General features: G+C 49.0%; 20 protein-coding genes. 13 read left to right on the top strand and 7 right to left on the bottom strand.

Annotated features, from left to right (window positions below; all coding sequences use genetic code 11):
• The first annotated feature begins 96 nt into the window (after positions 1 to 96).
• Complete coding sequence (gene purL, locus AC0L4K_RS15170) at positions 97 to 3,996, top strand: phosphoribosylformylglycinamidine synthase (RefSeq protein WP_473266984.1); 3,900 nt, start codon at positions 97 to 99, stop codon at positions 3,994 to 3,996.
• A gap of 130 nt (positions 3,997 to 4,126) precedes the next feature.
• Here the strand turns inward: purL and AC0L4K_RS15165 are convergent, their stop codons facing one another.
• The 4 genes from AC0L4K_RS15165 to AC0L4K_RS15150 form a co-directional block, all read right to left on the bottom strand.
• The gene (locus AC0L4K_RS15165) at positions 4,127 to 4,483 is read right to left on the bottom strand and encodes a rhodanese-like domain-containing protein (protein WP_417228122.1); all 357 of its coding nucleotides are present in this window, start codon (positions 4,481 to 4,483) and stop codon (positions 4,127 to 4,129) included.
• 253 nt (positions 4,484 to 4,736) lie between these two features.
• A complete protein-coding gene (locus AC0L4K_RS15160) occupies positions 4,737 to 5,360 on the bottom strand; it encodes an OmpA family protein (protein WP_417228121.1) in 624 nt (207 codons plus the stop codon).
• A gap of 106 nt (positions 5,361 to 5,466) precedes the next feature.
• Positions 5,467 to 5,766, bottom strand: coding sequence for a YciI family protein (locus AC0L4K_RS15155; protein WP_473266982.1), 300 nt, complete (start codon positions 5,764 to 5,766; stop codon positions 5,467 to 5,469).
• 10 nt (positions 5,767 to 5,776) lie between these two features.
• Positions 5,777 to 6,334 (bottom strand): septation protein A, encoded by a 558-nt coding sequence (locus AC0L4K_RS15150; protein ID WP_417228119.1) that lies wholly within the window; start codon positions 6,332 to 6,334, stop codon positions 5,777 to 5,779.
• A gap of 39 nt (positions 6,335 to 6,373) precedes the next feature.
• Between AC0L4K_RS15150 and AC0L4K_RS15145 the strand changes: the two genes are divergently transcribed.
• The 4 genes from AC0L4K_RS15145 (at position 6,374) to rluB (ending at position 9,375) form a co-directional block, all read left to right on the top strand.
• Positions 6,374 to 7,249, top strand: coding sequence for a PHP domain-containing protein (locus tag AC0L4K_RS15145; RefSeq protein ID WP_417228118.1), 876 nt, complete (start codon positions 6,374 to 6,376; stop codon positions 7,247 to 7,249).
• 50 nt (positions 7,250 to 7,299) lie between these two features.
• Positions 7,300 to 7,920, top strand: a complete 621-nt coding sequence (locus AC0L4K_RS15140; RefSeq protein ID WP_417228117.1) for an L-threonylcarbamoyladenylate synthase — start codon at positions 7,300 to 7,302, stop codon at positions 7,918 to 7,920.
• Positions 7,921 to 8,010: 90 nt separating this feature from the next.
• Positions 8,011 to 8,397, top strand: a complete 387-nt coding sequence (locus AC0L4K_RS15135) for an H-NS histone family protein (RefSeq protein WP_417228116.1) — start codon at positions 8,011 to 8,013, stop codon at positions 8,395 to 8,397.
• 132 nt (positions 8,398 to 8,529) lie between these two features.
• The gene (gene rluB / locus AC0L4K_RS15130; protein WP_417228115.1) at positions 8,530 to 9,375 is read left to right on the top strand and encodes a 23S rRNA pseudouridine(2605) synthase RluB; all 846 of its coding nucleotides are present in this window, start codon (positions 8,530 to 8,532) and stop codon (positions 9,373 to 9,375) included.
• Between the two features lie 51 nt (positions 9,376 to 9,426).
• On the opposite strand, the gene AC0L4K_RS15125 is transcribed toward rluB, so the two are convergent.
• From AC0L4K_RS15125 to ubiG, 3 genes are read right to left on the bottom strand one after another with little or no spacing between them, the layout of a single operon-like run.
• Positions 9,427 to 10,167 (bottom strand): YciK family oxidoreductase, encoded by a 741-nt coding sequence (locus AC0L4K_RS15125; RefSeq protein ID WP_473266979.1) that lies wholly within the window; start codon positions 10,165 to 10,167, stop codon positions 9,427 to 9,429.
• A gap of 21 nt (positions 10,168 to 10,188) precedes the next feature.
• On the bottom strand, positions 10,189 to 10,869 hold the full coding sequence (locus AC0L4K_RS15120) for an HAD family hydrolase (RefSeq protein WP_473266977.1): 681 nt from the start codon (positions 10,867 to 10,869) through the stop codon (positions 10,189 to 10,191).
• Positions 10,870 to 10,872: 3 nt separating this feature from the next.
• Positions 10,873 to 11,598 carry a bifunctional 2-polyprenyl-6-hydroxyphenol methylase/3-demethylubiquinol 3-O-methyltransferase UbiG gene (ubiG, locus tag AC0L4K_RS15115; protein WP_473266976.1) on the bottom strand — a complete coding sequence of 242 codons (726 nt, stop codon included), beginning with the start codon at positions 11,596 to 11,598 and terminating at the stop codon, positions 10,873 to 10,875.
• A gap of 243 nt (positions 11,599 to 11,841) precedes the next feature.
• On the opposite strand from ubiG, the gene gyrA reads away from it, so the two are divergent.
• The 8 genes from gyrA to ihfB all read left to right on the top strand — a co-directional run bounded on the left by gyrA (position 11,842) and on the right by ihfB (position 23,032).
• Positions 11,842 to 14,496 (top strand): DNA gyrase subunit A, encoded by a 2,655-nt coding sequence (gyrA, locus tag AC0L4K_RS15110; RefSeq protein ID WP_473266974.1) that lies wholly within the window; start codon positions 11,842 to 11,844, stop codon positions 14,494 to 14,496.
• Between the two features lie 219 nt (positions 14,497 to 14,715).
• A complete protein-coding gene (gene serC, locus AC0L4K_RS15105) occupies positions 14,716 to 15,798 on the top strand; it encodes a 3-phosphoserine/phosphohydroxythreonine transaminase (RefSeq protein ID WP_417228110.1) in 1,083 nt (360 codons plus the stop codon).
• 24 nt (positions 15,799 to 15,822) lie between these two features.
• Positions 15,823 to 16,923, top strand: a complete 1,101-nt coding sequence (gene pheA, locus AC0L4K_RS15100; RefSeq protein WP_417228109.1) for a prephenate dehydratase — start codon at positions 15,823 to 15,825, stop codon at positions 16,921 to 16,923.
• Between the two features lie 14 nt (positions 16,924 to 16,937).
• Positions 16,938 to 18,053, top strand: a complete 1,116-nt coding sequence (gene hisC, locus AC0L4K_RS15095; protein WP_417228108.1) for a histidinol-phosphate transaminase — start codon at positions 16,938 to 16,940, stop codon at positions 18,051 to 18,053.
• A 7-nt stretch (positions 18,054 to 18,060) separates the two neighbouring features.
• On the top strand, positions 18,061 to 20,274 hold the full coding sequence (locus tag AC0L4K_RS15090; protein ID WP_417228107.1) for a bifunctional prephenate dehydrogenase/3-phosphoshikimate 1-carboxyvinyltransferase: 2,214 nt from the start codon (positions 18,061 to 18,063) through the stop codon (positions 20,272 to 20,274).
• A 1-nt stretch (position 20,275) separates the two neighbouring features.
• Positions 20,276 to 20,959 (top strand): (d)CMP kinase, encoded by a 684-nt coding sequence (gene cmk, locus AC0L4K_RS15085; RefSeq protein ID WP_473266972.1) that lies wholly within the window; start codon positions 20,276 to 20,278, stop codon positions 20,957 to 20,959.
• A gap of 26 nt (positions 20,960 to 20,985) precedes the next feature.
• On the top strand, positions 20,986 to 22,662 hold the full coding sequence (gene rpsA / locus AC0L4K_RS15080) for a 30S ribosomal protein S1 (protein ID WP_473266970.1): 1,677 nt from the start codon (positions 20,986 to 20,988) through the stop codon (positions 22,660 to 22,662).
• Positions 22,663 to 22,732: 70 nt separating this feature from the next.
• Positions 22,733 to 23,032, top strand: a complete 300-nt coding sequence (gene ihfB, locus AC0L4K_RS15075) for an integration host factor subunit beta (protein WP_473266968.1) — start codon at positions 22,733 to 22,735, stop codon at positions 23,030 to 23,032.
• Positions 23,033 to 23,040: the final 8 nt, after the last annotated feature.

Genomic DNA, 23,040 nt, shown 5'->3' with positions numbered 1-23,040 from the left:
TCTGGTAACTATTCCGCTATTTCAGTAAAATTCGGCCTTAATTTTCTCCTACATACAACCTATCTGTTAGACAGACTCAAGAGGCTTGAAACTAACATGCTGGTACTGCGTGGAGCGCCTGCTCTTTCTGCTTTTCGACACGAAAAGCTGCTATCTGTCCTGAAATCTCGAATTGCTCATATCACCGGCGTTTATGGTGAGTATATGCACTTCGCTGATTTGGAAAAAAACCTGTCTGATCAGGAACGTAACACGCTGGAGCGTATCCTTTGCTACGGCCCTAAAGCTAAAGCGGAAGAGCCATCAGGTCAATTGGTTTTAGTCGTTCCCCGGCCGGGAACGATCTCACCGTGGTCGTCTAAGGCGACTGATATCGCTAGAAACTGCGGCCTGCAGAGCATTAAGCGACTGGAACGCGGGACTGCCTATTTTGTGTATTCTGACCAGCCCTTGACGGAAGTTGAGCTAGAAACCGTACGTGCAGAGCTGCATGACCGCATGGTTGAGGCGACATTTGAGAGTGTCGATGACGCTGCACAGCTATTCCGTACCGACCTTCCTGCTCCGTTAACGCTGGTAGATGTGCTATCCGGTGGACGCGAGGCGTTGGCAAAAGCAAATATCGATTTAGGCTTGGCCTTGGCTGATGATGAGATTGATTATCTCGTTAGCAGCTTCACCGAGCTGGGGCGTAACCCAGCGGATGTCGAGCTGATGATGTTTGCTCAGGCAAACTCAGAGCACTGTCGTCATAAAATCTTCAATGCCTCATGGGATATTGATGGTGAAGCGCAGGATAAATCACTGTTCGCGATGATCCGTAATACCAATGAGTTGGGTGGCGAGAATATCTTATCGGCTTATTCAGATAACGCCGCTGTGATGGTGGGGTCAGAAGCGGGGCGTTTCTTCCCTAACCCTGAGACCAAAGAATATAGCTATCATCAGGAGAGTATTGAGATCCTGATGAAAGTGGAAACCCATAACCATCCGACCGCAATTGCTCCTCATTCTGGTGCGGCGACTGGGTCCGGTGGTGAGATTCGTGATGAAGGTGCGACCGGTAAAGGGTCTAAGCCGAAAGCGGGTTTGACTGGTTTCACGGTTTCTGATCTGAAAATCCCCGGCTTTGTTCAGCCATGGGAATCTGATTACGGCAAGCCAGAGCGTATCGTATCCGCATTAGACATCATGCTTGATGGCCCAATCGGTGGTGCGGCTTTCAATAATGAGTTTGGTCGTCCTGCTTTGAACGGTTATTTCCGTACCTTTGAGCAGAAGGTTAACGGGGCTGCCGGTGAAGAGATGCGTGGTTACCATAAGCCGATTATGATCGCCGGAGGTTACGGTAACATTCGTACCGACCATGTGGATAAAGGCGAAATCGAGGTCGGTGCTAAGCTGATCTGCCTCGGTGGGCCAGCCATGCAGATTGGTTTGGGTGGCGGTGCCGCTTCTTCTATGTCGTCCGGTAGTTCATCGGCGGATCTGGATTTTGCGTCAGTACAGCGCGACAACCCAGAGATGGAGCGTCGTTGTCAGGAAGTGATTGATCAGTGCTGGCAGCAAGGGGATACCAACCCTATCGCCTTTATCCACGATGTGGGGGCCGGTGGTCTGTCCAATGCTTTCCCTGAGCTGGTCAAAGATGGCGGTTGTGGTGGTGATTTCGAACTGCGTAATATCAATAATGATGAGCCAGGTATGTCGCCGCTGGCAATCTGGTGTAACGAAGCACAAGAGCGTTATGTGTTGGCGGTTCAGCCGGAAGATATGCCGCGTTTTGAGGCAATCTGTGCTCGTGAGCGCTGCCCTTATGCCATCGTGGGTACGGCTACTGATGAGAAACACCTGATTCTGAGTGATGCTCACTTTGGCAACAAACCTGTTGATCTACCGATGAGCGTGTTGTTTGGTAAGCCACCTAAAATGCACCGTTCAGTTGAACGTATTAGCTATGAAGTGCCTGCCTTTGATGCCTCTGCTATTGAACTGAAAGATGCCGTGAAGCGGGTTCTGACATTGCCGGCAGTGGCTTCTAAGTCCTTCCTTATTACCATTGGTGATCGCTCAATTACCGGTCAGGTTGTTCGTGATCAGATGGTTGGTCCATGGCAAGTGCCGGTGGCTGACTGTGCGGTAACCACCGCCTCTTTTGACACCAATGCGGGTGAAGCGATGGCGATGGGCGAGCGTACACCGCTGGCACTGGTTGATTCCCCCGCTTCCGGTCGGATGGCGGTCGGTGAAACCGTGACCAACCTAGCGGCGGCGCGGATCGGCGATATTATCGATATTAAACTCTCGGCTAACTGGATGTGTGCTGCTGGCCATCCGGGCGAAGATGAAAAACTTTACGATACGGTTCAAGCGGTCGGTATGGATCTTTGTCCAAAACTGGGTATTACGATTCCGGTGGGCAAAGATTCAATGTCGATGCGTACGGTCTGGAATGACGGTGATGAAAAATCGGTTACCGCGCCGACTTCGCTGATTATCACCGGTTTTGCGGCAGTTAAAGATGTGCGTAAAACACTGACGCCGCAACTGCGTACTGACGCTGGCGAAACCGACCTGATCCTGTTGGATCTGGGTAACGGTAAAAATCGTCTGGGTCTGTCTGCATTGGCGCAGGTCTATAACGAAGTGGGTCAAGATGTCCCTGATGTTGATGATGCCGATCAGTTGGTGGCTTTCTTCACTGCGATTCAAGAGCTTAACGAGCAAGGTCTGCTGCTGGCATACCATGACCGTTCCGATGGTGGTTTGTTGACCACGGTTGCAGAGATGGCCTTTGCCGGACATACCGGTGTGGATATTAATCTGGATATGTTGGCGACCGGTCGCACTGAGTTTGCAGCGGCGCTGTTTGCTGAAGAACTGGGTGCAGTTATTCAAGTTAAACGAGCTGATATTCAGCAGGTACTGACCGAGCTTAATGCCGCAGGCCTTGCTGAAGTCACTAAGGTGATCGGTTCGGTTAATCTGGATGATGAATTGCGTGTACATTTCGATGATGAAGAGATCTACACGGAATCGCGTACCACCTTACAGCGTATTTGGGCTGAAACGTCTTATCGGATGCAATCACTGCGGGATAACTCCGTCTGTGCGCAACAAGAGTTTGATGCGCTGTTGGATAAAGAAAACCCAGGCCTGAATGCTGAACTGACCTTTGATGTGAATGACAACATCGCTGCGCCATACATTCAGACGGGTAGCCGCCCTGAGATGGCGATCATTCGTGAACAGGGTGTTAACGGCCAAATTGAGATGGGGGCGGCCTTTGACCGGGCTGGTTTCGCGGCGGTTGATGTGCACATGAGTGATATTCTCGCTGGACGGGTTGAGTTAGACCGCTTTAAAGGTCTGGTTGCCTGTGGTGGTTTCTCTTACGGTGATGTTTTGGGCGCTGGTGAAGGTTGGGCGAAATCAATACTGTTTAATGGTCGTGCTCGTGATCAGTTTGAGGCCTTCTTTAATCGCGACGATACTTTCTCGTTAGGTATCTGTAACGGTTGTCAGATGCTGTCTAACTTACATGAGCTGATTCCAGGTGCTGATCTGTGGCCGCATTTTGTGCGCAACATGTCGGAGCAATTTGAAGCACGGGTGGCGATGGTTGAAGTGCAGCAGAGTCAATCTGTGTTCTTGCAAGGCATGGCGGGTTCGCGGATGCCGATCGCCGTGGCTCACGGTGAGGGACGGGCTGAATTTGCCGATCAAACCCATCTGGCTAATTTGCAAGCGTCTAACAGCGTGGCCCTTCGCTATGTGGATAACTATGGCAAGGTAACAGAAAGTTATCCTGCGAATCCGAACGGTTCTCCAAAAGGTATCAGTGGTGTCACTACCACCGATGGCCGAGTGACTATTATGATGCCTCACCCTGAGCGTGTGTTCCGTGCGGTAACCAATAGCTGGGCACCAGAAGAGTGGGATGAAGATGGCGCTTGGATGCGAATGTTCCGCAATGCCCGAGTTTGGGTTAACTAAAGGTTAAACAAGCCTAGGGGTTGCTCTGCGACTCTTTGGCGATATAGCAATATTGTTACTTTAAAGCGCCTGCGGGCGCTTTTTTATTGCCTGACGGTTGTGAAAAGTAGTGTAAGGCGGGGATGAGCGGTTAGTGTTCTAGCGGCAGTGATTGTTTCCACCAGGCCAGCATGCCGCCCTTGAGTTCTTGGACGTTAAAGCCTGCTTTGATTAATTTGCGGGTAGCTGGTTTGCTTCGATGGGCTGATAAGCAGATACAGATAATAGGTTTGTCGTTGGGAAGAGTCCTTATTCGCTGCTGGGATAGTGCGTGTAGCGGTATTGAGATCGCACCGGGAACGTGGCTTTTCTGGTATTCCTGTGAGGTACGCACATCGATAATCAGATAGTCCTGAAGGTGCTGAGCAGCCAGCGTGGGCGTTATGCACGGAACGGTACCAAAAGGTAACCAGCTGAGCCAGTTGGGTAAAACGTTATGGTGAGTCATCGGTCATCTTACTCAGTGGTTTAGCGATAGCTAAAGCGTTTTGTTGTTTGCCTGAAAGCCGTTGTTCAATAATCGTGAAATAGTCAGGTTTGTTTAATAGTGTAAGCTGTTTTAGGGTGCTTGTGGGTGGATGCTTTGGCTCTGTTATGAGTATTAACGGACATAAAAAAACCGGCGCTCTCACTAACTTTAGTGCGATTGCCGGTTTATGTCAGGCTTTATGGCTGTTTAGAACCATAAAGCTTGGGTTGTATTACTGTTGTACTTTAACTTGCTTCTGGCCGTCGATGTTAACTTCTACGCGACGGTTTTCAGCTAAACAAGACTTAAGTGATGCACCTGTTTCAGTACAAACTTTAACAGGGTTCGCTTCACCGAAAGAGTAAGTAACAACTTTCGCAGTATCAATACCGGATGCGGCCAGTGCTGCATCAACCGCTTCAACACGACGCTGAGACAGCGCATCGTTGTAAGCGTTAGTACCGATAGAGTCAGTGTAGCCTTTCAGTTCAATGCTGTTCAGTTTAGACAGAGTACCAACATAGTTAACGATAGCGCTAACATCTGTTACTTTGCTGCTGTCAAAATCGAAATAAACGATATGGCTTTCTTCAGCATCGACCATTTTCATGACCATTTTAGGCGCGGGTGCTGGAGCAGGCGCGGGTGCTGGAGCAGGTGCAGCGGCTTCAGCGCCACAGTCAACCGTTTTGTCTTCTTCCAGCCAGTAGCCGTGCTGCCAGCATTCACCGTAGCTGGTTTTCCAAACAGTGTCACCAGTATCCGTTGCATAACCCTCATGGTTAGGGTGAGCATTGGCTACAGCAGAAACACCCATTGCCAGAGCTAGAGCGGTTGTAAGTGCTAATTTCTTCATCGTAAACATCCTTATGTTTTAATTTTGATCTATTTATACCAGTTCAACCTGAACCTAAGTTAAACAGAGTGTGCTGATAATGGGTATTTAAGCTTAAAAAGCGACATTATGGTAAAACTTTTTTATATGGCTTTACTATCACTTGCTGATAAACACCTGCATCTATATAGGGATCTTGATCTGCCCAAGCCTGAGCTTGTTCGAGTGAGCTGAACTCAGCGATCACCAAGCTGCCGGTAAATCCTGCTGGGCCTGGGTCTTCACTGTCGATCGCTGGGTGTGGACCAGCCACTAATAACCGGCCTTGGTCACGTAATGCTTCGAGTCGGGCAAGATGCTCAGCGCGGGCGGCCAGTCTTCGTTCAAGTGAGTTAGGCTTGTCTTCGCTAATAATGGCGTAAAACATTCTATAATCCTTAGTTGTCGCTTTGGTTACTGTTGTTATCAGGGGTCATGTGCTTCGATATATAAAAGCCCTGTAGCAAAATAAACACCATTGTTAGGCCGAGCATGCCGAACAGCTTGAAGTTAACCCATGTTTCTTCGCTCATAGTGTAGGCGACATACAGGTTAATTGCGCCAAGAATAATATAAAAAATGATCCAAGCGATGTTTAATTGCTTCCAAGCATAAGCGGGCAGCTCGATGGTGCCGTTCATGAGACGCTGTATGATGGTCTTTTTGCCGATAAACTGGCTGCCCAAGAAGGCTGCGGCGAATAGCCAAGTGACGACGGTAGGTTTCCATTGGATAAAGGTTTTATCCTGAAACATCACGGTTGCGCCCCCGAGTACTACCACTAACGCTAGGGTCACTAGTTGAATCGTCTCTATTTTATGGGTTTTTAGCCAGGTATAGAGCATCTGCAATAGAGTGGCTGGAATGAGCACAGCTGTGGCTAGAATAATATCATCGGTGCTTTTGTAGACAATAAAGAAGATAATGACCGGTAGAAAATCTAAAAGTAGTTTCATAACAACATTTTTTTGTTTAGGAAGTAGGGTGATTATAGAGTGAGCCAGTTAAGTTATAAACCCGAAACCGGTGATGAATTGCCTTTTAGCGATCTTCATTGTCATTCCTGTTACTCCGATGGTGAGTTGACCCCGGCAGAACTGTTGCAGGGGGCTCATGAGCGGGGGGTAGCCGTATTTGCTATTACAGATCATGATACGGTCGCCGGTATTGGTGAACTGCGGACTGCTGCGGCTGATTATGACGTTAAGGTGCTGTCCGGTATCGAGCTAACCTCTGAATGGGGTCGTAATATGGTACATATTGTCGGTTTAGGTTTTGATGAGCATCATCCGGCATTATGTGATTATTTACGTAAAATCGACCAATTGCGTCTGCAACGTGCCGGACTTATTAATGAAAAGCTAATGAAACGCAATATGCCTGATTTGCTACCACGAGTGTTGGAATTATCCGGTACAGGTCAGGTTGGTCGGCCGCACTTTGCGCAAGCGATGGTTGAGGCGGGTGTGGTCAAAAATGAAGTGCAGGCATTCAATCGTTATCTTGGTGCGGGCAAAGTCGGAGATGTGAAAGCGGAATGGCCGACGATGGAAGAAGCGATTGATATAATCCATCAGGCGGGTGGTATTGCGGTATTAGCCCATCCGACCAAATATAATATGACGTTTACTAAGGTGCGGATATTGACCGGTGGTTTTTGTGAACAGGGTGGCGATGCGATTGAAATAAGTTACCCCGGGATTGAATCCGGTCATCAATTACAACTTGATAAACTCGCCTCAAAATTTAATATAATGGTTTCGGCGGGCAGTGATTTTCATAAAAGGCAGTTTCATTGGACGGATATTGGGAAATATCCGCGTTACAGCAGTGTAAATCACCATGTGCTTTCTAAATTGCTTCAGCATTAACCGCGTTTTTAGTAGAATAGATTAAATAACTTTACCTAGAAGGGTTTCTTGTGAGCCAGCTTTTTCAGATCCATCCCGATAACCCTCAACAGCGTCTGATTAGTCAGGCGGTTGAGATCATCAATAAAGGCGGTGTTATTGTGTATCCTACCGATAGTGCCTATGCACTCGGGTGCCGCCTCGGTGATAAGGGGGCGGTGGAGAAAATTAAGCGGATCCGTAAATTAGACGATAAGCATAACTTTACTTTGGTATGTCGAGATCTATCTGAAATCGGCACCTATGCAAAAGTAGATAATTCAATTTATCGTTTGCTTAAAGCAATGACGCCCGGTGCTTATACTTTTATTCTTAATGCGACCACGGAAGTGCCGCGACGTTTATTACACCCTAAACGCCGGACTATTGGTCTTAGAATTCCGCAAAATAATATTGCGCTACAGTTAATGGAAGCATTAGGTGAGCCTATTATGAGTACTTCGCTTATTATGCCTGGCGAAGAGTTACCTTTGATTGACCCTTATGAAATACGCGATCTGCTGCAGCATGATGTGGATCTTGTGATTGATGGGGGCTATTGCGGCATGGAAGCAACCTCTGTTATTAACCTAGTGGATGATGTACCTGTTATTATTCGTAAAGGTGCTGGTGATGTATCAGATTTTGAATGATTATAATTAATTGGTTTTTTTATTGAAAAACCGTATTACTTAATCAATAATTCCTTTATTCCTAAACTTTCTTTTCATTGGTGATTTATAATGACCGACTTTGTAAAACTTCTTACCCGCAAAAACTCACTGCGTAAACAGTGTCACGAGCTTTCAAGTTCTGATATTGAAAAGGCAATTGCTGATCTGACTGAAATACTGGAAGAGAAGCAAGCGTATGAAGAAGAAAGACAGGCCGAAGAACGTGAGCGTACTGAAAAGATCGAAGCGATTAAGCAGAGCATGCAAGAAGCTGGTATTGGTCTGGATGATCTAATGACGCTGGTTGATGCGCCGGTTAAGAAAAAAGTTGCTCCTAAGTATCAAGTGACAGATGAAAACGGTGAAGTACATCAGTGGTCTGGCCGTGGTCGTACCCCTGCTGCTTTCCAAGCTGCATTTGCTCAAGGTAAAACAAAGGAAGATTGCTTAATTTAATAAGCACTTTCCGCTATTATTAAAAAAGCTCTTCGGCGCGCGTCGAAGAGCTTTTTTGTTTATGTTGAGATTAACTATTTTTAAATTAGCCTTGTTGAGGTTAATTATTACAAACGATAAGAGGATGCGTCGGTGATAGACGAAAAACTTCAGAAAGTTTTGGCGCGTTCCGGATTAGGTTCACGTCGTGAGATGGAACGTTGGATTGAAGCTGGCCGTATTAGTGTTAATGGTCAGGTTGCAACGCTCGGCGACAGAATCTCGATTCGGGATGAGGTAGAGGTTGACGGCGAAGCTAAGAAAATGGTGTTCGATCGTGATAGCGAACGCCGTGTGCTTATTTATAACAAGCCTCTCGGTGAAGTGGCGACTCGGCATGACCCAGAGGGTCGTTCAACGGTTTTTGATCACCTGCCGCCGTTGAAACAAGGGCGTTGGATTGCGGTTGGTCGTTTGGACATTAATACCTCGGGCTTGCTGCTATTTACCACCGATGGAGATCTGGCTAATAACTTGATGCACCCTTCGGCTAATATCGACCGTGAATATGCGGTACGTATTTTGGGCGATGTTGACGAAGCGATGATTGGTCGACTCAAAAAAGGTGTGCTGCTCGATGATGGTATGGCGCGCTTCACTGATGTTCAGTTCTTTAACGGTGAAGGGGCTAACAAGTGGTACCACGTCTGCATCATGGAAGGTCGTAACCGCGAGGTGCGGCGTCTGTGGGAGTCTCAAGAGGTGCAAGTGAGCCGCTTGAAACGGGTGCGCTATGGACCGTTCTTCTTGCCGAGTGAGGTGAAGGCGGGGCATTGGAAAGAGTTGACTCAGAAAGAGATTAATATGCTGTCCAGTATGATGGATATGAAGCAGAAGCGAAATAAGCCGTTATCGGTGAAAGAGCAGGAGGTGGCTGAACGGCGTGTTAAGCGTCAGAAAACACGCCGCTCGGTAGGGCCGAAACGATCTGATCGTTAATCGTCAACGCAGCTTTTGAAGCTGCGTTTTTTTTTGCTTAAAAATTGAGTGTTACTGGGCGTTGATGGATTGGCCGTTGACTGCGCGGCTATCCCGGCCCATGAGGTAGAGATAAAGCGGCATGATCTCTTCCGGGCTAGGGTTGCTTTCTGGATTTTCTGCCGGATAAGCGTTCGCTCTCATATTGGTGCGTGTCCCCCCAGGGTTGATCGCATTAACGCGGATATTGGGGTTATGTTCTAATTCATCGGCCAACACTTGCATTAGGCCTTCAGTGGCAAATTTAGACACGGCATAAGCACCCCAGAATGCCTTCCCTTTTCGGCCGACACCTGACGATGTAAAGATAATAGAGGCGTCTTCTGAATCGTTTGTCAGGGACAGCAGTGCTTGAGTTAGCATGAAAGTGCTATTGACGTTCACTTGCATCACCTGTTGCCATACGATTGGATCATAGCTTTCTATTGGCGTCCGTATGCCAAGCAAGCTGGCATTATGCAAAATGCCATCGATTCGGCCAAACTCTTCTTCTAACATGGCCGCTAGGCGGTCAAAATCCGTTTCGCCAGCGGTTTCTAGATTCAGTGGAATGATTGCGGCCTGTGGATAACCGGCAGCCTCAATTTCGTCGTAGACGGTATTGAGCTTTTCTTCTGTGCGGCCCAGTAATATAACCGTTGCACCGTGAGCGGCATAGCTAAGGGCGGCTGCGCGTCCAATACCGTCGCCTGCGCCGGTCACGAGAATGATTTTTTCTTGGAGTAGGTTTTCCGGTGCCTGATAGTCGTACATGGCTGTTCCTGTGTCTGATCGCTAGCGATCGCAATAAAGGGTTTCTAAAATAGGGCGGATGTCACTGGCGTGATCGACCCGGAAGTGGCTATTCCAGCTATTTATATCTTCACCCTCATCAAGGTAACCATAGCTGACGGCGATGGTCTGCATGCCGGCTCTTAGACCGGCTTCAATATCGCGACGGTGATCGCCAATATAAACGCTGTGCTCGGGGGTGCAATTGAGTGCCTTGCAGGCGAGGAATAGTGCTTCTGGGTGGGGCTTTTTTTGCTGCACATGATCTGGGCAGATAACTGTCCCGGGGGCGGTCTGTAGATTGAGCCCCCGCATGACGGGGGTGGTGTAGCATTCGGGCTTGTTGGTGACGATACCCCAAGGTATTTGTTGTTCACCGAGCCAGTGTAGCAGTGCAGGGATGCCAGGGAACGGTTGGGTGTCGACATCAAGATGTTGTAGGTAGAGTTCAAGCATTCTCGGATGGAGAGTATCAAACGCGGGGTCTTGTTCTGGGAGTTCAAAGGCGGCGCCGATCATCGAGCGTGCGCCATTAGAGACATAGCGCCGCAGAAAGGCCGCGCTGACGGGAGGGCGTTGATGTTCGGCTAGAAGTTGATTGATTACCGCGTGAAAATCAGGCGCAGTATCGATCAGCGTGCCATCTAAGTCGAACAGTACAGCCTCAGGTCGTGATCTCTTCATTGTTTAGTCGGGCTTCCGGGTGGCAACCATATAATTGACATCGACATCACGGTCGTTGAGCTTATAGATTTTGCTCAAAGGGTTGTAGGTGAGGCCGGTGATCTTTTCGCTCTGCAAACCACTCTGTCGAATCCAGTTGGCGAGTTCAGATGGGCGGATGAACTTATTGAAGTCGTGGGTGCCTTTAGGGACGAGCTTTAATAGATATTCGGCGCCGACGATGGCCATCATATAGCTTTTGGGATTGCGATTTAGCGTCGAGAAAAAAACATGGCCGCCGGGTTTTACCAGTTGGCTGCAGGCGTCAACAACAGAAGACGGATCTGGCACATGTTCCATCATCTCCATGCAGGTGACAATGTCATACTGTTGAGGCTGTTCAATGGCTAGCTCTTCGACGGTGACCTGGCGATAGTCTACGCCGACACCGCTCTCAAGGCCGTGTAGCTTGGCGACTTTTAACGGTGCTTCGCCCATATCGATACCGGTAACGGTCGCGCCACGGTGAGCCATCGCTTCGGATAAGATGCCGCCCCCACAGCCAACATCGAGTACTTTTTTGCCGCTCAGGGATGCTATTCGGTCGATAAAGTCGACCCGCAGTGGATTGATATCGTGGAGTGGTTTGAATTCACTGTCACGGTCCCACCACCGGCTGGCCAGTTCTTCGAATTTTGCGATTTCCTGGGGGTCAATATTTGCGCCCGTGTTGTTCTGGGTGTGTGTCATATTCTGCGCCAAAAGCTCGTGTCAGGTCATAATTCTGCGACATTCTAGCACCGCTGCAGGGGCGAATACAGGAAGTCTGCTAGGGAACTGCTCAGAACACTGATTCTGCTCTCCAAGACCTTAATTTTGCGAGAGTATTGGTGTTTCTTTATGGTATACTCGGGCGCTTAAGGTTTACCGCTTTCAGGGTGGGTTTAACCACTTAATTCTCAGCAGTCAGATTCAAGGATAGCCAGAGCTATTATGGGTGATTTAGCCAGAGAGATTCTGCCAGTCAACATCGAAGATGAACTGAAGCAGTCATATCTGGATTACGCTATGAGCGTAATCGTGGGGCGTGCGTTGCCAGACGTACGGGATGGACTTAAGCCTGTACACCGTCGGGTGCTGTTCGCTATGAGCGAACTTAACAACGACTGGAACAAGGCGTACAAAAAATCTGCCCGTGTGGTAGGTGACGTAATCGGTAAATATCACCCCCATGGTGATAGTGCTGTTTATGACACCATCGTACGGATGGCGCAGCCATTTTCGATGCGATATATGCTGGTCGATGGTCAGGGGAACTTCGGTTCCGTCGATGGCGATTCGGCCGCAGCGATGCGTTATACCGAGATTCGCATGGCGAAAATCTCGCATGAGCTGCTGGCTGATCTCGATAAAGAAACCGTTGATTTCGTGCCAAACTACGATGGCACCGAACAGATCCCAGAAGTGTTGCCGACTAAAGTGCCAACGCTGCTGGTGAATGGTTCTGCCGGTATTGCTGTCGGTATGGCGACTAATATTCCGCCTCACAACCTCGGCGAGATTGTCCGTGGCTGTATTGCACTGATCGATAATCCTGAGCTGGGTATCGATGGGCTGATGGAATATATTCCGGCACCTGACTTCCCAACCGGCGCTATTATCAATGGCCGGGCCGGTATTCTGCAGGCTTACCAAACCGGTCGTGGACGCATCTATCTGCGCGCCAAACATCATATTGAAACCAATGATAAGAACGGTAAAGAGTCGATTATCTTTACTGAGATCCCTTATCAGGTGAACAAAGCTCGCTTGATCGAAAAGATCGCCGAGCTGGTTAAAGAGAAAAAACTCGAAGGTATCACCGAGCTGCGTGATGAATCCGATAAGGATGGCATGCGCATTGTTATCGAACTGCGTAAAGGTGAAGTGTCTGAAGTAGTGGTGAATAACCTCTTTATTCAGACTCAACTGCAAAACGTGTTTGGTATCAACATGGTGGCACTGGTCGACGGGCAGCCTCGTACCCTCGATCTTAAGTCCATTCTTGAATGCTTTATCCGTCACCGTCGCGAAGTCGTTACCCGCCGTACCGTTTACTTGCTGCGTAAGGCGCGTGAGCGTGGCCATATTCTGGAAGGTTTGGCGATTGCTCTGGCGAATATCGATGCTGTTATCGAGATGATTAAGAGCTCTCCGAGCCCAGCTGAAGCCAAAGAACGTTTGATTGAGACTGAATGGCAGCCCGGCGATGTGACAGTGATGCTGGAACGTGCTGGCGAAAATGCCTGCCGTCCGGAAGATCTTGAAGCGCAATACGGCATGCACGACGGTGTCTATCACCTGTCTCCTGTACAGGCGCAAGCGATTCTTGAGTTGCGCCTGCACCGCTTAACCGGTCTGGAACATGAAAAACTGATCGCCGAATACCGGGAATTGCTCGATCGTATCGCCGAATTGTTGGCGATTCTGAATAGCTCTGAGCGCTTGATGGAAGTGATCCGTGAAGAGTTAGAGCTGATCGTCGAAGAGTTTGGTGATGAACGTCGCACCGATATCATCGCGTCGCAGCAAGACTTTACCGTGGCTGACCTGATAGCCGAAGAAGATATGGTGGTGACTATATCTCACGGTGGCTATGCCAAAACCCAGCCACTGACGATGTATCAGTCTCAGCGTCGTGGTGGTAAAGGTAAGTCGGCAACGGCGGTTAAAGATGAAGACTTTATCGAAAAACTGCTGATTGCCAGCACCCACGATACTATCTTGTGCTTTACCAACTTAGGTAAAGTGTATTGGCTCAAAGTGTATGAAATTCCACAAGCCAGTCGTGCAGCGCGGGGTCGTCCGATCATCAATATTCTACCGTTGCAGGAAGGTGAACGTATCACCACCATTCTGCCGGTAAACGAATATGCCGATGAGCATTATGTATTTATGGCAACCGCTGATGGTACGGTGAAGAAAACACCGCTGGTTAACTTCTCCCGCCCTCGTTCTACCGGGTTGATTGCGTTGGCGCTGGATGAAGGGGATACCCTGATCGGTGCAGCGATTACCGATGGTACTGCCGAAGTGATGCTGGTCTCTAGCCAGGGTAAATCGATTCGTTTTGCCGAAGATGATGTACGACCTATGGGGCGAACCGCTCGTGGTGTCCGTGGTATTAAACTAGCGCAAGATGCGAAGGTTATCTCGCTGATCATTCCTCAGGAACATGGCCGCATTCTGACTACCAGTATTAATGGTTATGGTAAGCAGACCGCGGTTGAAGACTTTCCGACCTATGGTCGTGGTGGGCAGGGTGTTATCGCCATGCAGTGCACCGACCGTAACGGTGAGTTGATCGGTGCAGTGCAGATGTTTGAAGGCGATGATGTGATGCTGATCAGTGATCAGGGCACATTGGTACGTACTCGCAGCGATGAGATTTCTGTCTTAGGTCGTAACACTCAGGGGGTCCGAGTGATCCGGGTGGCTGAGGATGAAAACCTTGTCGGTGTGGCTCGTATAGAAGAGCCGGAAGAAACGGACGATGAGCTAATTGACACTGAGGTCGTTGAGGGCGATGTCGAGGTTGTGGATGACGCACCGGATAACCCTGAAACACCAGAGAGTCCTGAGGCTCCGCTTGATGATGATCAAGCATAATCATTGAGGCTAAAAAATGTGCGGCACTGGCCGCACATTTTTGTCTTAGTGAACCGTTATTAAAGGCGCTTTATTGCGCTAGATTACCCGTTGAATTGTCGCGGTTTGGCTTTGCCGGTTGATGGTATAACCGGTTTTTACACAATCGGTTTTGGATAATCGGTTTTACACAAGTTTATACAGAACCACTTTTACGAACTTTGTAGCAGATCTATCAAAATGACACGTAATTATAATTTCAGTGCGGGTCCTTCTGCACTGCCTGAAGATGTCCTGAAACTGGCTCAGCAAGAGCTATTGAATTGGCATGGTCTTGGCCTTTCCATTATGGAAATGAGTCACCGTAGTCCCGAGTTTGTGGGTGTGGCGGCTGAAGCTGAACAAGATCTGCGTGATTTGATGCAGATTCCCGATAACTATAAGGTTCTCTTTATGCAGGGTGGTGCTAGTAGCCAATTCAGCATGATTCCGATGAACCTGTTGCGGGGCAAAACGACCGCTGACTATATCAATACCGGTGACTGGTCCAAGAAAGCTATCAAAGAAGCCGCACGTTACTGTGATGTAAACGTTGTAGCGAGTATGGAAGACAATAATTTTACCCGTGCACCCTCTCAGGATGAGCTAAAGCTTAATCCTGAAGCTGCTTATGTGCACTACACGCCGAATGAAACCATTCGCGGGGTTGAGTTTGATTATATCCCTGACACCGGGAATGTGCCGTTGGTAGCGGATATGTCATCTAATATCCTTTCCCGTCCGGTCGATGTTAGTCGTTTTGGTATGATCTACGCCGGTGCGCAGAAAAATATCGGCCCAGCAGGGCTGACGGTTGTCATTATTCGCGAAGACTTGCTGGGTGATATCCTTCCTTCTACGCCTGCTCTCTATGACTATAAAGTCACCGCAGACGCTGATTCTATGCTCAATACGCCGCCTACATTTGGTTGGTATCTGGCAGGGCTGGTGTTTAAGTGGCTCAAAGCGCAGGGCGGTGTTGAAGCCGTGGCTGAGGTTAATCGTCGCAAGGCTGAGAAACTCTACAGCGTGATCGATAGCAATCCATTTTATTCAAACCCTGTGGCGGTTAATGCCCGTTCTTGGATGAATGTTCCCTTTATTCTGGCGAACGCAGAACTGGATAAACTGTTTTTGGCCGAGGCTGAAAAAAGTGGTCTGCTGAACCTTCCGGGTCATCGTTCGGTCGGCGGTATGCGTGCGAGTATCTATAACGCAGTACCAGAAGCGGGTGTGGATGCGTTGATCGACTTTATGCAGGACTTTTCACAGCGTCACGGATAAGTCAGGCAGTAGAGGGCGGTAATAATGAGTGATCAGGAAAAAGAACTTAAGCTTCTGCGCGATCAGATCGATTTAATCGACCGGCAGATTCATACGCTGCTGAATGATCGTGCACGCTGTGCTCAGCAGGTGGCTGAGGTTAAAGAGAAATATCAGGGCCCGAAGGATGCGGTATTTTACCGTCCTGAACGTGAAGCTCAGGTGTTGCGCCGGGTGATGGAGCGTAACGAAGGGCCGCTTGCCGACCATGAGGTAGCACGGCTGTTTCGTGAAGTGATGTCGGTGTGCCTGGCGCTGGAAAAACCGATGCATGTAGCGTTTCTGGGACCTGAAGGTAACTTTACTCAGCAGGCCGCGAGCAAGCATTTTGGTCACTCAGCCCACTGTATTCCATTTAATAGCGGCGATGAAGTTTTCCGTGAAGTGGAGTCCGGTGGCGCTCATTATGGTGTTGTGCCCATCGAGAACTCATCCGAAGGCATGGTGAGTCATACACTTGATCTCTTTAAACGCTTTAATCTTATGATCTGCGGTGAGGTCGAGCTACGCATCCATCACCATGTTTTGCGTGCTGATGGTGATAATCTCGACGGTATCACCCGCATCTATTTGCCTCAGCAAACACTGTCGCAGTGTCGTAGCTGGCTGGATGCTCACTTTTTATCCGCCGAACGTATCCTCGTTAGCAGCAATGCGGAAGCGGCGCGGATGGCGATTAAGTTCGGTTCAGGTGCCGCGGCGATTGCCAGTGATTTGGTGGCCGATCTATATCAGCTCAATATTGTCGCCCGTAATGTCGATGACCAGTCAGATAACAGTACGCGTTACCTGATCGTAGGTGATCAAGAAGTTGGCGAAAGTGGTCAAGATAAAACCTCTATTCTGGTGACTGTGCGCGATAAAGCGGGCGCATTGTATGAGTTACTAGAACATTTCCACAAACATAAAATCAGCCTGACGGGCATTGAAACCCGGCCAGCAAGCACGGAAAACTCACACTCAGTTTTTTATATTGATTTTGAGGGGCATGCGGCTAATAAGCATATTCAGAACGTTCTACGTGAACTGCAGTCTGAAACAGTTGAGCTTAAATTGTTGGGTTCATATCCGGTTGCGGTCCTCTGATCTGGAGAAAATTAATGGCATGTGATTTCTATCAACTGGCGACGTCTGGTGTTCAGGGGCTTCAACCTTATCAACCGGGTAAACCGGTGGAAGAGTTGGAGCGTGAGCTGGGTATTAGTAACAGTATTAAGCTGGCCAGTAATGAGAACCCGCTGGGCCCCAGTGAGGTTGCGATAGCGGCGGTGCAAGCCGCGCTGTCCGACAGCTGTCGCTATCCTGATGCAAGTGGTTTTAAGTTGAAAGAGGCATTGTCTGCACACTATGGCTATCGAACCGATCACCTAACGCTAGGTAATGGCTCGAATGATGTACTCGAGATGATTGGCCGTGCTTTTGTGTTGCCCGGAGATGAGGTTATTTACTCAGAGCATTCATTTATTGTCTATATGCTGGTAGCACAGGCAACGGGGGCTAAAGCGGTCGTGACTGCCGCCAAAGATTGGGGTCATGATCTGGATGCGATGGCGGCAGCGGTCACCGATAAAACCCGGGTTATTTTCCTCGCGAATCCAAACAACCCGACCGGTACATGGTTTTCCGGTGAGGCGTTGCGCGGCTTTATGGCTAAGGTGCCTGAGCATGTCGTGGTGGTTTTGGATGAGGCTTATGCTGAATATGTTACCGAACCGAGTTATTTATCGGGATTAGCACTGCAAAATGATTTTGCAAATTTGATTATCACACGGACCTTCTCAAAGGCCTTTGGTTTGGCCGCATTGCGCATTGGCTATAGCGTCGCGAATAGTACGATTACCGATCTATTAAACCGGGTGCGGCAGCCCTTTAACGTCAATATCCCAGCATTGGAAGCGGCCGCCGCTGTATTGAATGATACAGACTATCTGCAGCGCAGTATTGAGGTTAATCGTAGTGGTATAGCGCAATTAGAACAGGGTTTTAGCGAATTAGGTGTTAATTGGATACCCTCAGTAGGTAACTTTATTACGGTTGATTGCGGCACTGATGCAGCGCCAATATATGCTTCATTGTTACAGCAAGGGGTTATTGTCCGGCCGGTGGCGAACTATCGAATGCCCAACCACTTACGGGTGACCGTTGGCCTGCCGGAAGAAAATAGCCGCTTTTTGGCTGCATTTACGAAAGTGCTGAATAGCCGTGAGAAAGGGTAAATAGATCGTGAGATGTTTGACTGAAAGAGTTTTAGTCATTGGTTTAGGATTAATTGGTGGGTCGCTGGCAAGTGCGCTGCGTAGTCACCGTATTTGCCGCACGGTGATCGGCTACGACCGTGATAGCGATGAATTAGCGACCGGTTTGCGACTCGGTGTAATTGATGAAGCGGCAGAGGATTTGTTGGCTGAAGCGGCTCGTGCCGATGTCATTGTGTTGGCGGTGCCAGTTAAGGCGATTGAATCGGTGTTGGCTGAGCTAAAACCTGTTTTACGGCCTGAGACCATTCTGACGGATGTCGGCAGCGTTAAAGGTAATGTGGTCAAAGCTGCTGAAAGGCTGTTTGGTGAACTACCTGCTCGGTTTATCCCTGGGCACCCGATTGCGGGCTCAGAAAAAAGCGGTATAGCCGCAGCGGATGCAACATTGTTTGAGCATCATAAGGTTATTCTGACGCCGTTACCGCAGAGTGATCGCGAAGCGGTGACACTGATTGCTCGAATGTGGCAGGCTGTGGGAGCTGAAGTGTTGCAGATGGATGTGGCACGGCATGATGAAGTACTGGCTGCAACTAGCCACTTGCCACATCTATTGGCCTTCTCATTGGTCGATACTCTTGCCCGCGAGCAAGATTGCACTGAAATCTTTCGTTATGCCGCCGGTGGTTTCCGTGATTTCACCCGGGTTGCCGCCAGTGATCCAACCATGTGGCACGACATTGGTATTGCCAATAAGTCTGCCATTTTACAGAAGATTGATGAATTTTCAGCCGGCGTACAGCGGTTGAGAGACGCGATTGAAGCAGAAGAAAGTCAGGCGATGCTGGGTATTTTTACCCGCGCGAAAGCTGCACGAGAACATTTTTCAAAAATTTTATCAGGTTCGGCCTACACTCAAAATATGAAAATAAAAGACGCAACATTTTACGCTCAACCCGGTGGACAGGTGCAGGGCACTATCCGCGTACCGGGTGATAAGTCGATTTCTCACCGTTCAATTATGTTGGGCTCCTTAGCCGATGGCACCACCGAGGTCACCGGCTTTTTAGAAGGCGAGGATAGCCTTGCAACCTTGCAAGCGTTCCGCGATATGGGAGTGGTGATTGAGGGACCGCATCAGGGCGCCGTTAAAATTTATGGTGTGGGCATCAATGGTCTACGCCAACCGCCAGGGCCTATCTATGTGGGTAACTCCGGCACCACGATTCGCCTGATGTCGGGCTTGTTAGCCGGTCAGGCATTTGATTCTGAACTCAGTGGCGATGCGTCCCTGAGTAAGCGTCCCATGGAGCGCGTAGCGAAACCACTACGGTTGATGGGCGCGCAAGTCGAAACCGACGAGAATGGTTGCCCACCGGTGAGAATTAAAGGGGGGCAGTCACTCAAAGCGATCCGTTATGAGATGCCGATGGCCAGTGCGCAGGTTAAATCCTGTGTCATGTTGGCGGGGCTCTATGCCGAAGGCGAAACAACCGTGACTGAACCCGCACCCACTCGCGATCATACCGAACGGATGTTACGAGGCTTTGGTTATCAGGTTGATGTGGCGGGTAATCAGGTGTCCCTCACCGGTGGTGGCTCGCTTAAGGCGACTAAAATCGATGTGCCCGCGGATATCTCTTCGGCAACCTTCTTTATGGTGGCTGCAGCGATCTGTCCGGATTCTGATATCACCCTTGAGCATGTAGGCATTAACCCAACGCGTATCGGTGTGATCAATATTCTTCGGGCGATGGGCAGTCATCTTGAACTGCTCAACGAGCGAGAAGTGGGTGGTGAGCCGGTGGCCGATATTCGTATCCGTTATGCGCCTCTTAAAGGTATCCATATACCACAAGATCAGGTGCCGTTAGCGATTGATGAATTCCCAGCACTGTTTATTGCTGCAGTCTGCGCCGAAGGCGAAACGGTATTGACGGGCGCCGAAGAGCTGCGAGTCAAAGAGAGTGATCGTATTCAAGCGATGGTCGATGGCTTGAAAACCCTCGGTGCGGATATCGAAGGGACACCGGACGGTGCCATTATTCGTGGTAGCGAGATGGGCGGTGGCGTCATTGAAAGCCATGATGATCATCGCATTGCCATGTCTTTTGCTATCGCATCCTTGCGGGCTAAGGGTGTTATTGAGATTCATGAATGTGCCAATGTTGCCACATCGTTTCCTAACTTTGTTGAGCTGGCTCAGCAGGTAGGTATCAAGGTTCGCAAAGAGGAGAAGTAACATGGGAGATTTCCCAGTTATTACAGTTGATGGTCCGAGTGGATCAGGTAAGGGAACCATCTGTAGCCTGCTAGCCCGAGAATTGGGTTGGAACTTGCTTGATAGTGGTGCCCTGTATCGTTTGGTTGGGTTGGCTGCGCGGCATCACGGTGTCGCACTGGATGATGAAAACGCCTTAGTTGTATTGGCGGCACACCTCGATGTGCAGTTCGAAACCTCCGCTAATCAGAATGAAGTCACTATCATCTTGGAAGGTGAAGAGGTTACCCATACGATCCGCACCGAAGAGTGTGGTGCTGATGCCTCGGTGATTGCGGCGATTGGTTCCGTCAGAGATGCCTTACTCGAACGCCAGCGGGCGTTTGTTGCAGCGCCGGGTTTGATTGCTGATGGGCGTGATATGGGTACGGTAGTATTCCCGCAAGCGCCGCTAAAAGTGTATTTAACGGCTAGCGCTGAAGAGCGTGCTAACCGTCGGTATAACCAGTTGATAAATAAGGGGCTGGGTGCTAGTCTTCAGACAATATTGACGGATATTCAGGCGAGAGATGCGCGTGATATGAACCGCGCTGTAGCGCCTCTCAAACCCGCTGAAGATGCAATATGTCTTGATACCACTGAGTTGAGTATCGAAGCGGTATTGGCTTCGGTACTAGATCAGGCACGACATAAAGGATTGCGTTAACGGTAAACATATGAGGTTTGGCCGGTATGAATGAGAGTTTTGCTGAGCTGTTTGAGGAGAGTTTAACCGAGCTGGATATGCAGCCGGGCTCGGTTGTTAGCGCGACGGTTGTCGCGGTTGACGGTGATTTTGTCGTGGTTAATGCGGGGCTCAAGTCGGAGGGTAATATTCCCCGACATGAGTTTCTAGATGACGATGGCAAATTGAGCGTTAGCGCCGGTGATCAGGTGAATGTGGTGCTGGTCTCTCTCGAAGATGGTTCTGGCGAAACATTACTATCGCGAGAAAAAGCGAAACGCGCTGAAGCTTGGTTGGTGCTTGAGCAAGCCTTTGAAAACGATACCATCGTGACCGGCCGAATTACCGGTAAGGTACGCGGTGGGTTAACCGTTGATCTGAATACCATTAGTGCCTTCCTACCGGGTTCTTTAGTCGATATTCGTCCTCTTCGTGATACCTCTCATCTTGAAAATCAAGAACTCGAATTCAAACTGGTCAAATTAGACGCTAAACAGAACAATATCGTGGTGTCACGCCGGGCAGTGCTGGAGACCGCTTATAATGAAGAGCGTGATAAGTTACTGGCGACCCTTAATGAAGGCATGACCGTTAAAGGGATGGTTAAAAATCTGACCGATTACGGTGCTTTTATCGACCTAGGCGGGGTTGATGGTTTACTCCATATTACCGATATTGCTTGGAAGCGAGTTAAGCATCCTAGTGAGTTACTGAGTATTGGCGATGAGATCGATGTTAAGGTCTTACGCTATGATCGGGATAAAGGGCGTGTTTCGCTGGGGATGAAGCAGTTAACACCAGACCCTTGGGATGAGTTTAAAACGGCTCATCCGGTCGGTAGTCGCGTGAGTGCTAAGGTCACCAATATCGCTGATTATGGTTGCTTTGCCGAGATTAAACCGGGTATTGAAGGTTTAGTGCATGTTTCTGAGATGGACTGGACCAATAAGAATATCCACCCATCCAAAGTGGTGCAGGTGGGTGATTCGATTGAGGTCATGATTCTTGATATCAATGATCAGCGTCGACGGATCTCTTTGGGTATCAAACAGTGCCAGGAAAACCCTTGGGATCGCTTTGCCGAAACCTATGCTCAAGATACAGAGGTTTCGGGCGTTATTAAGTCGATTACAGATTTTGGTCTGTTTGTTGGCTTGGAAGGTGGCATTGACGGCCTTGTGCATCTGTCAGATCTGTCTTGGGATCAACCTGCAGAAACGGCGGTTAAGGCCTACCATAAAGGCGATACGGTTACTGCGGTGGTGTTGTCGGTTGATAGTGAGCGGCAACGTGTCTCCCTAGGCGTTAAGCAGCTATCTGCAGATCCATTTACAAGCTATACCGCAAGTCATCCGAAAGGCTCGATTGTCCAAGGGGATATTATTCAGGTTGAGCCCAAACAGTTACAGCTTCGCTTGGCTGAAGGCGTAGAAGGCAGTGTTAAGGTACAGGAAGCCTCGATTGAGCGGGTAGGGGATCTCAGTCAGCTCTTTAGGATTGGAATAACTATCGATGTGTTGATCGTCAATATAGATCGGCGTGCGCGAACAATAGCGTTATCGATAAAGCAGTTGGAAAAACAACAGGAAAACCAAGCTCTGGATGCAATTAAGCATCAACAGATTGACTCTGAAGGGCCGACAACCATCGGTGACCTCATCAGGGCTCAGTTGGAAAAGAAATAGTAACGAATAAATATAATGTCTGATAAGCGGACTGGCAGTAGGTCAGATCTGTTAATGTCAGGGGGTGAGCATGACGAAGTCTGAACTGATCGAGCGTTTGATTGACCAGAATGAACAGCTTTCTATCAAAGATGTAGAGTTGGCCGTTAAAACTATGCTGGACCACATGACAGAGTCTTTATCTCAAGGAGATCGTATTGAGATAAGAGGTTTTGGCAGTTTTAGCCTGCACTATCGTGAACCCCGGGTGGGCCGTAATCCAAAAACGGGCGATTCTGTTTCGCTGGATGCTAAATATGTACCGCATTTCAAGCCGGGTAAAGAGTTGCGTGAGCAGGTCAACGATAGTTTGAAAAATGAACGATCTTAGGATTAATT

The sequence above is a fragment of the Amphritea sp. GJ51-11 genome, from assembly GCF_055808735.1.
Note: the sequence above shows the minus strand (reverse complement) of the source record. Positions and strands in the feature narration are given on the sequence as shown.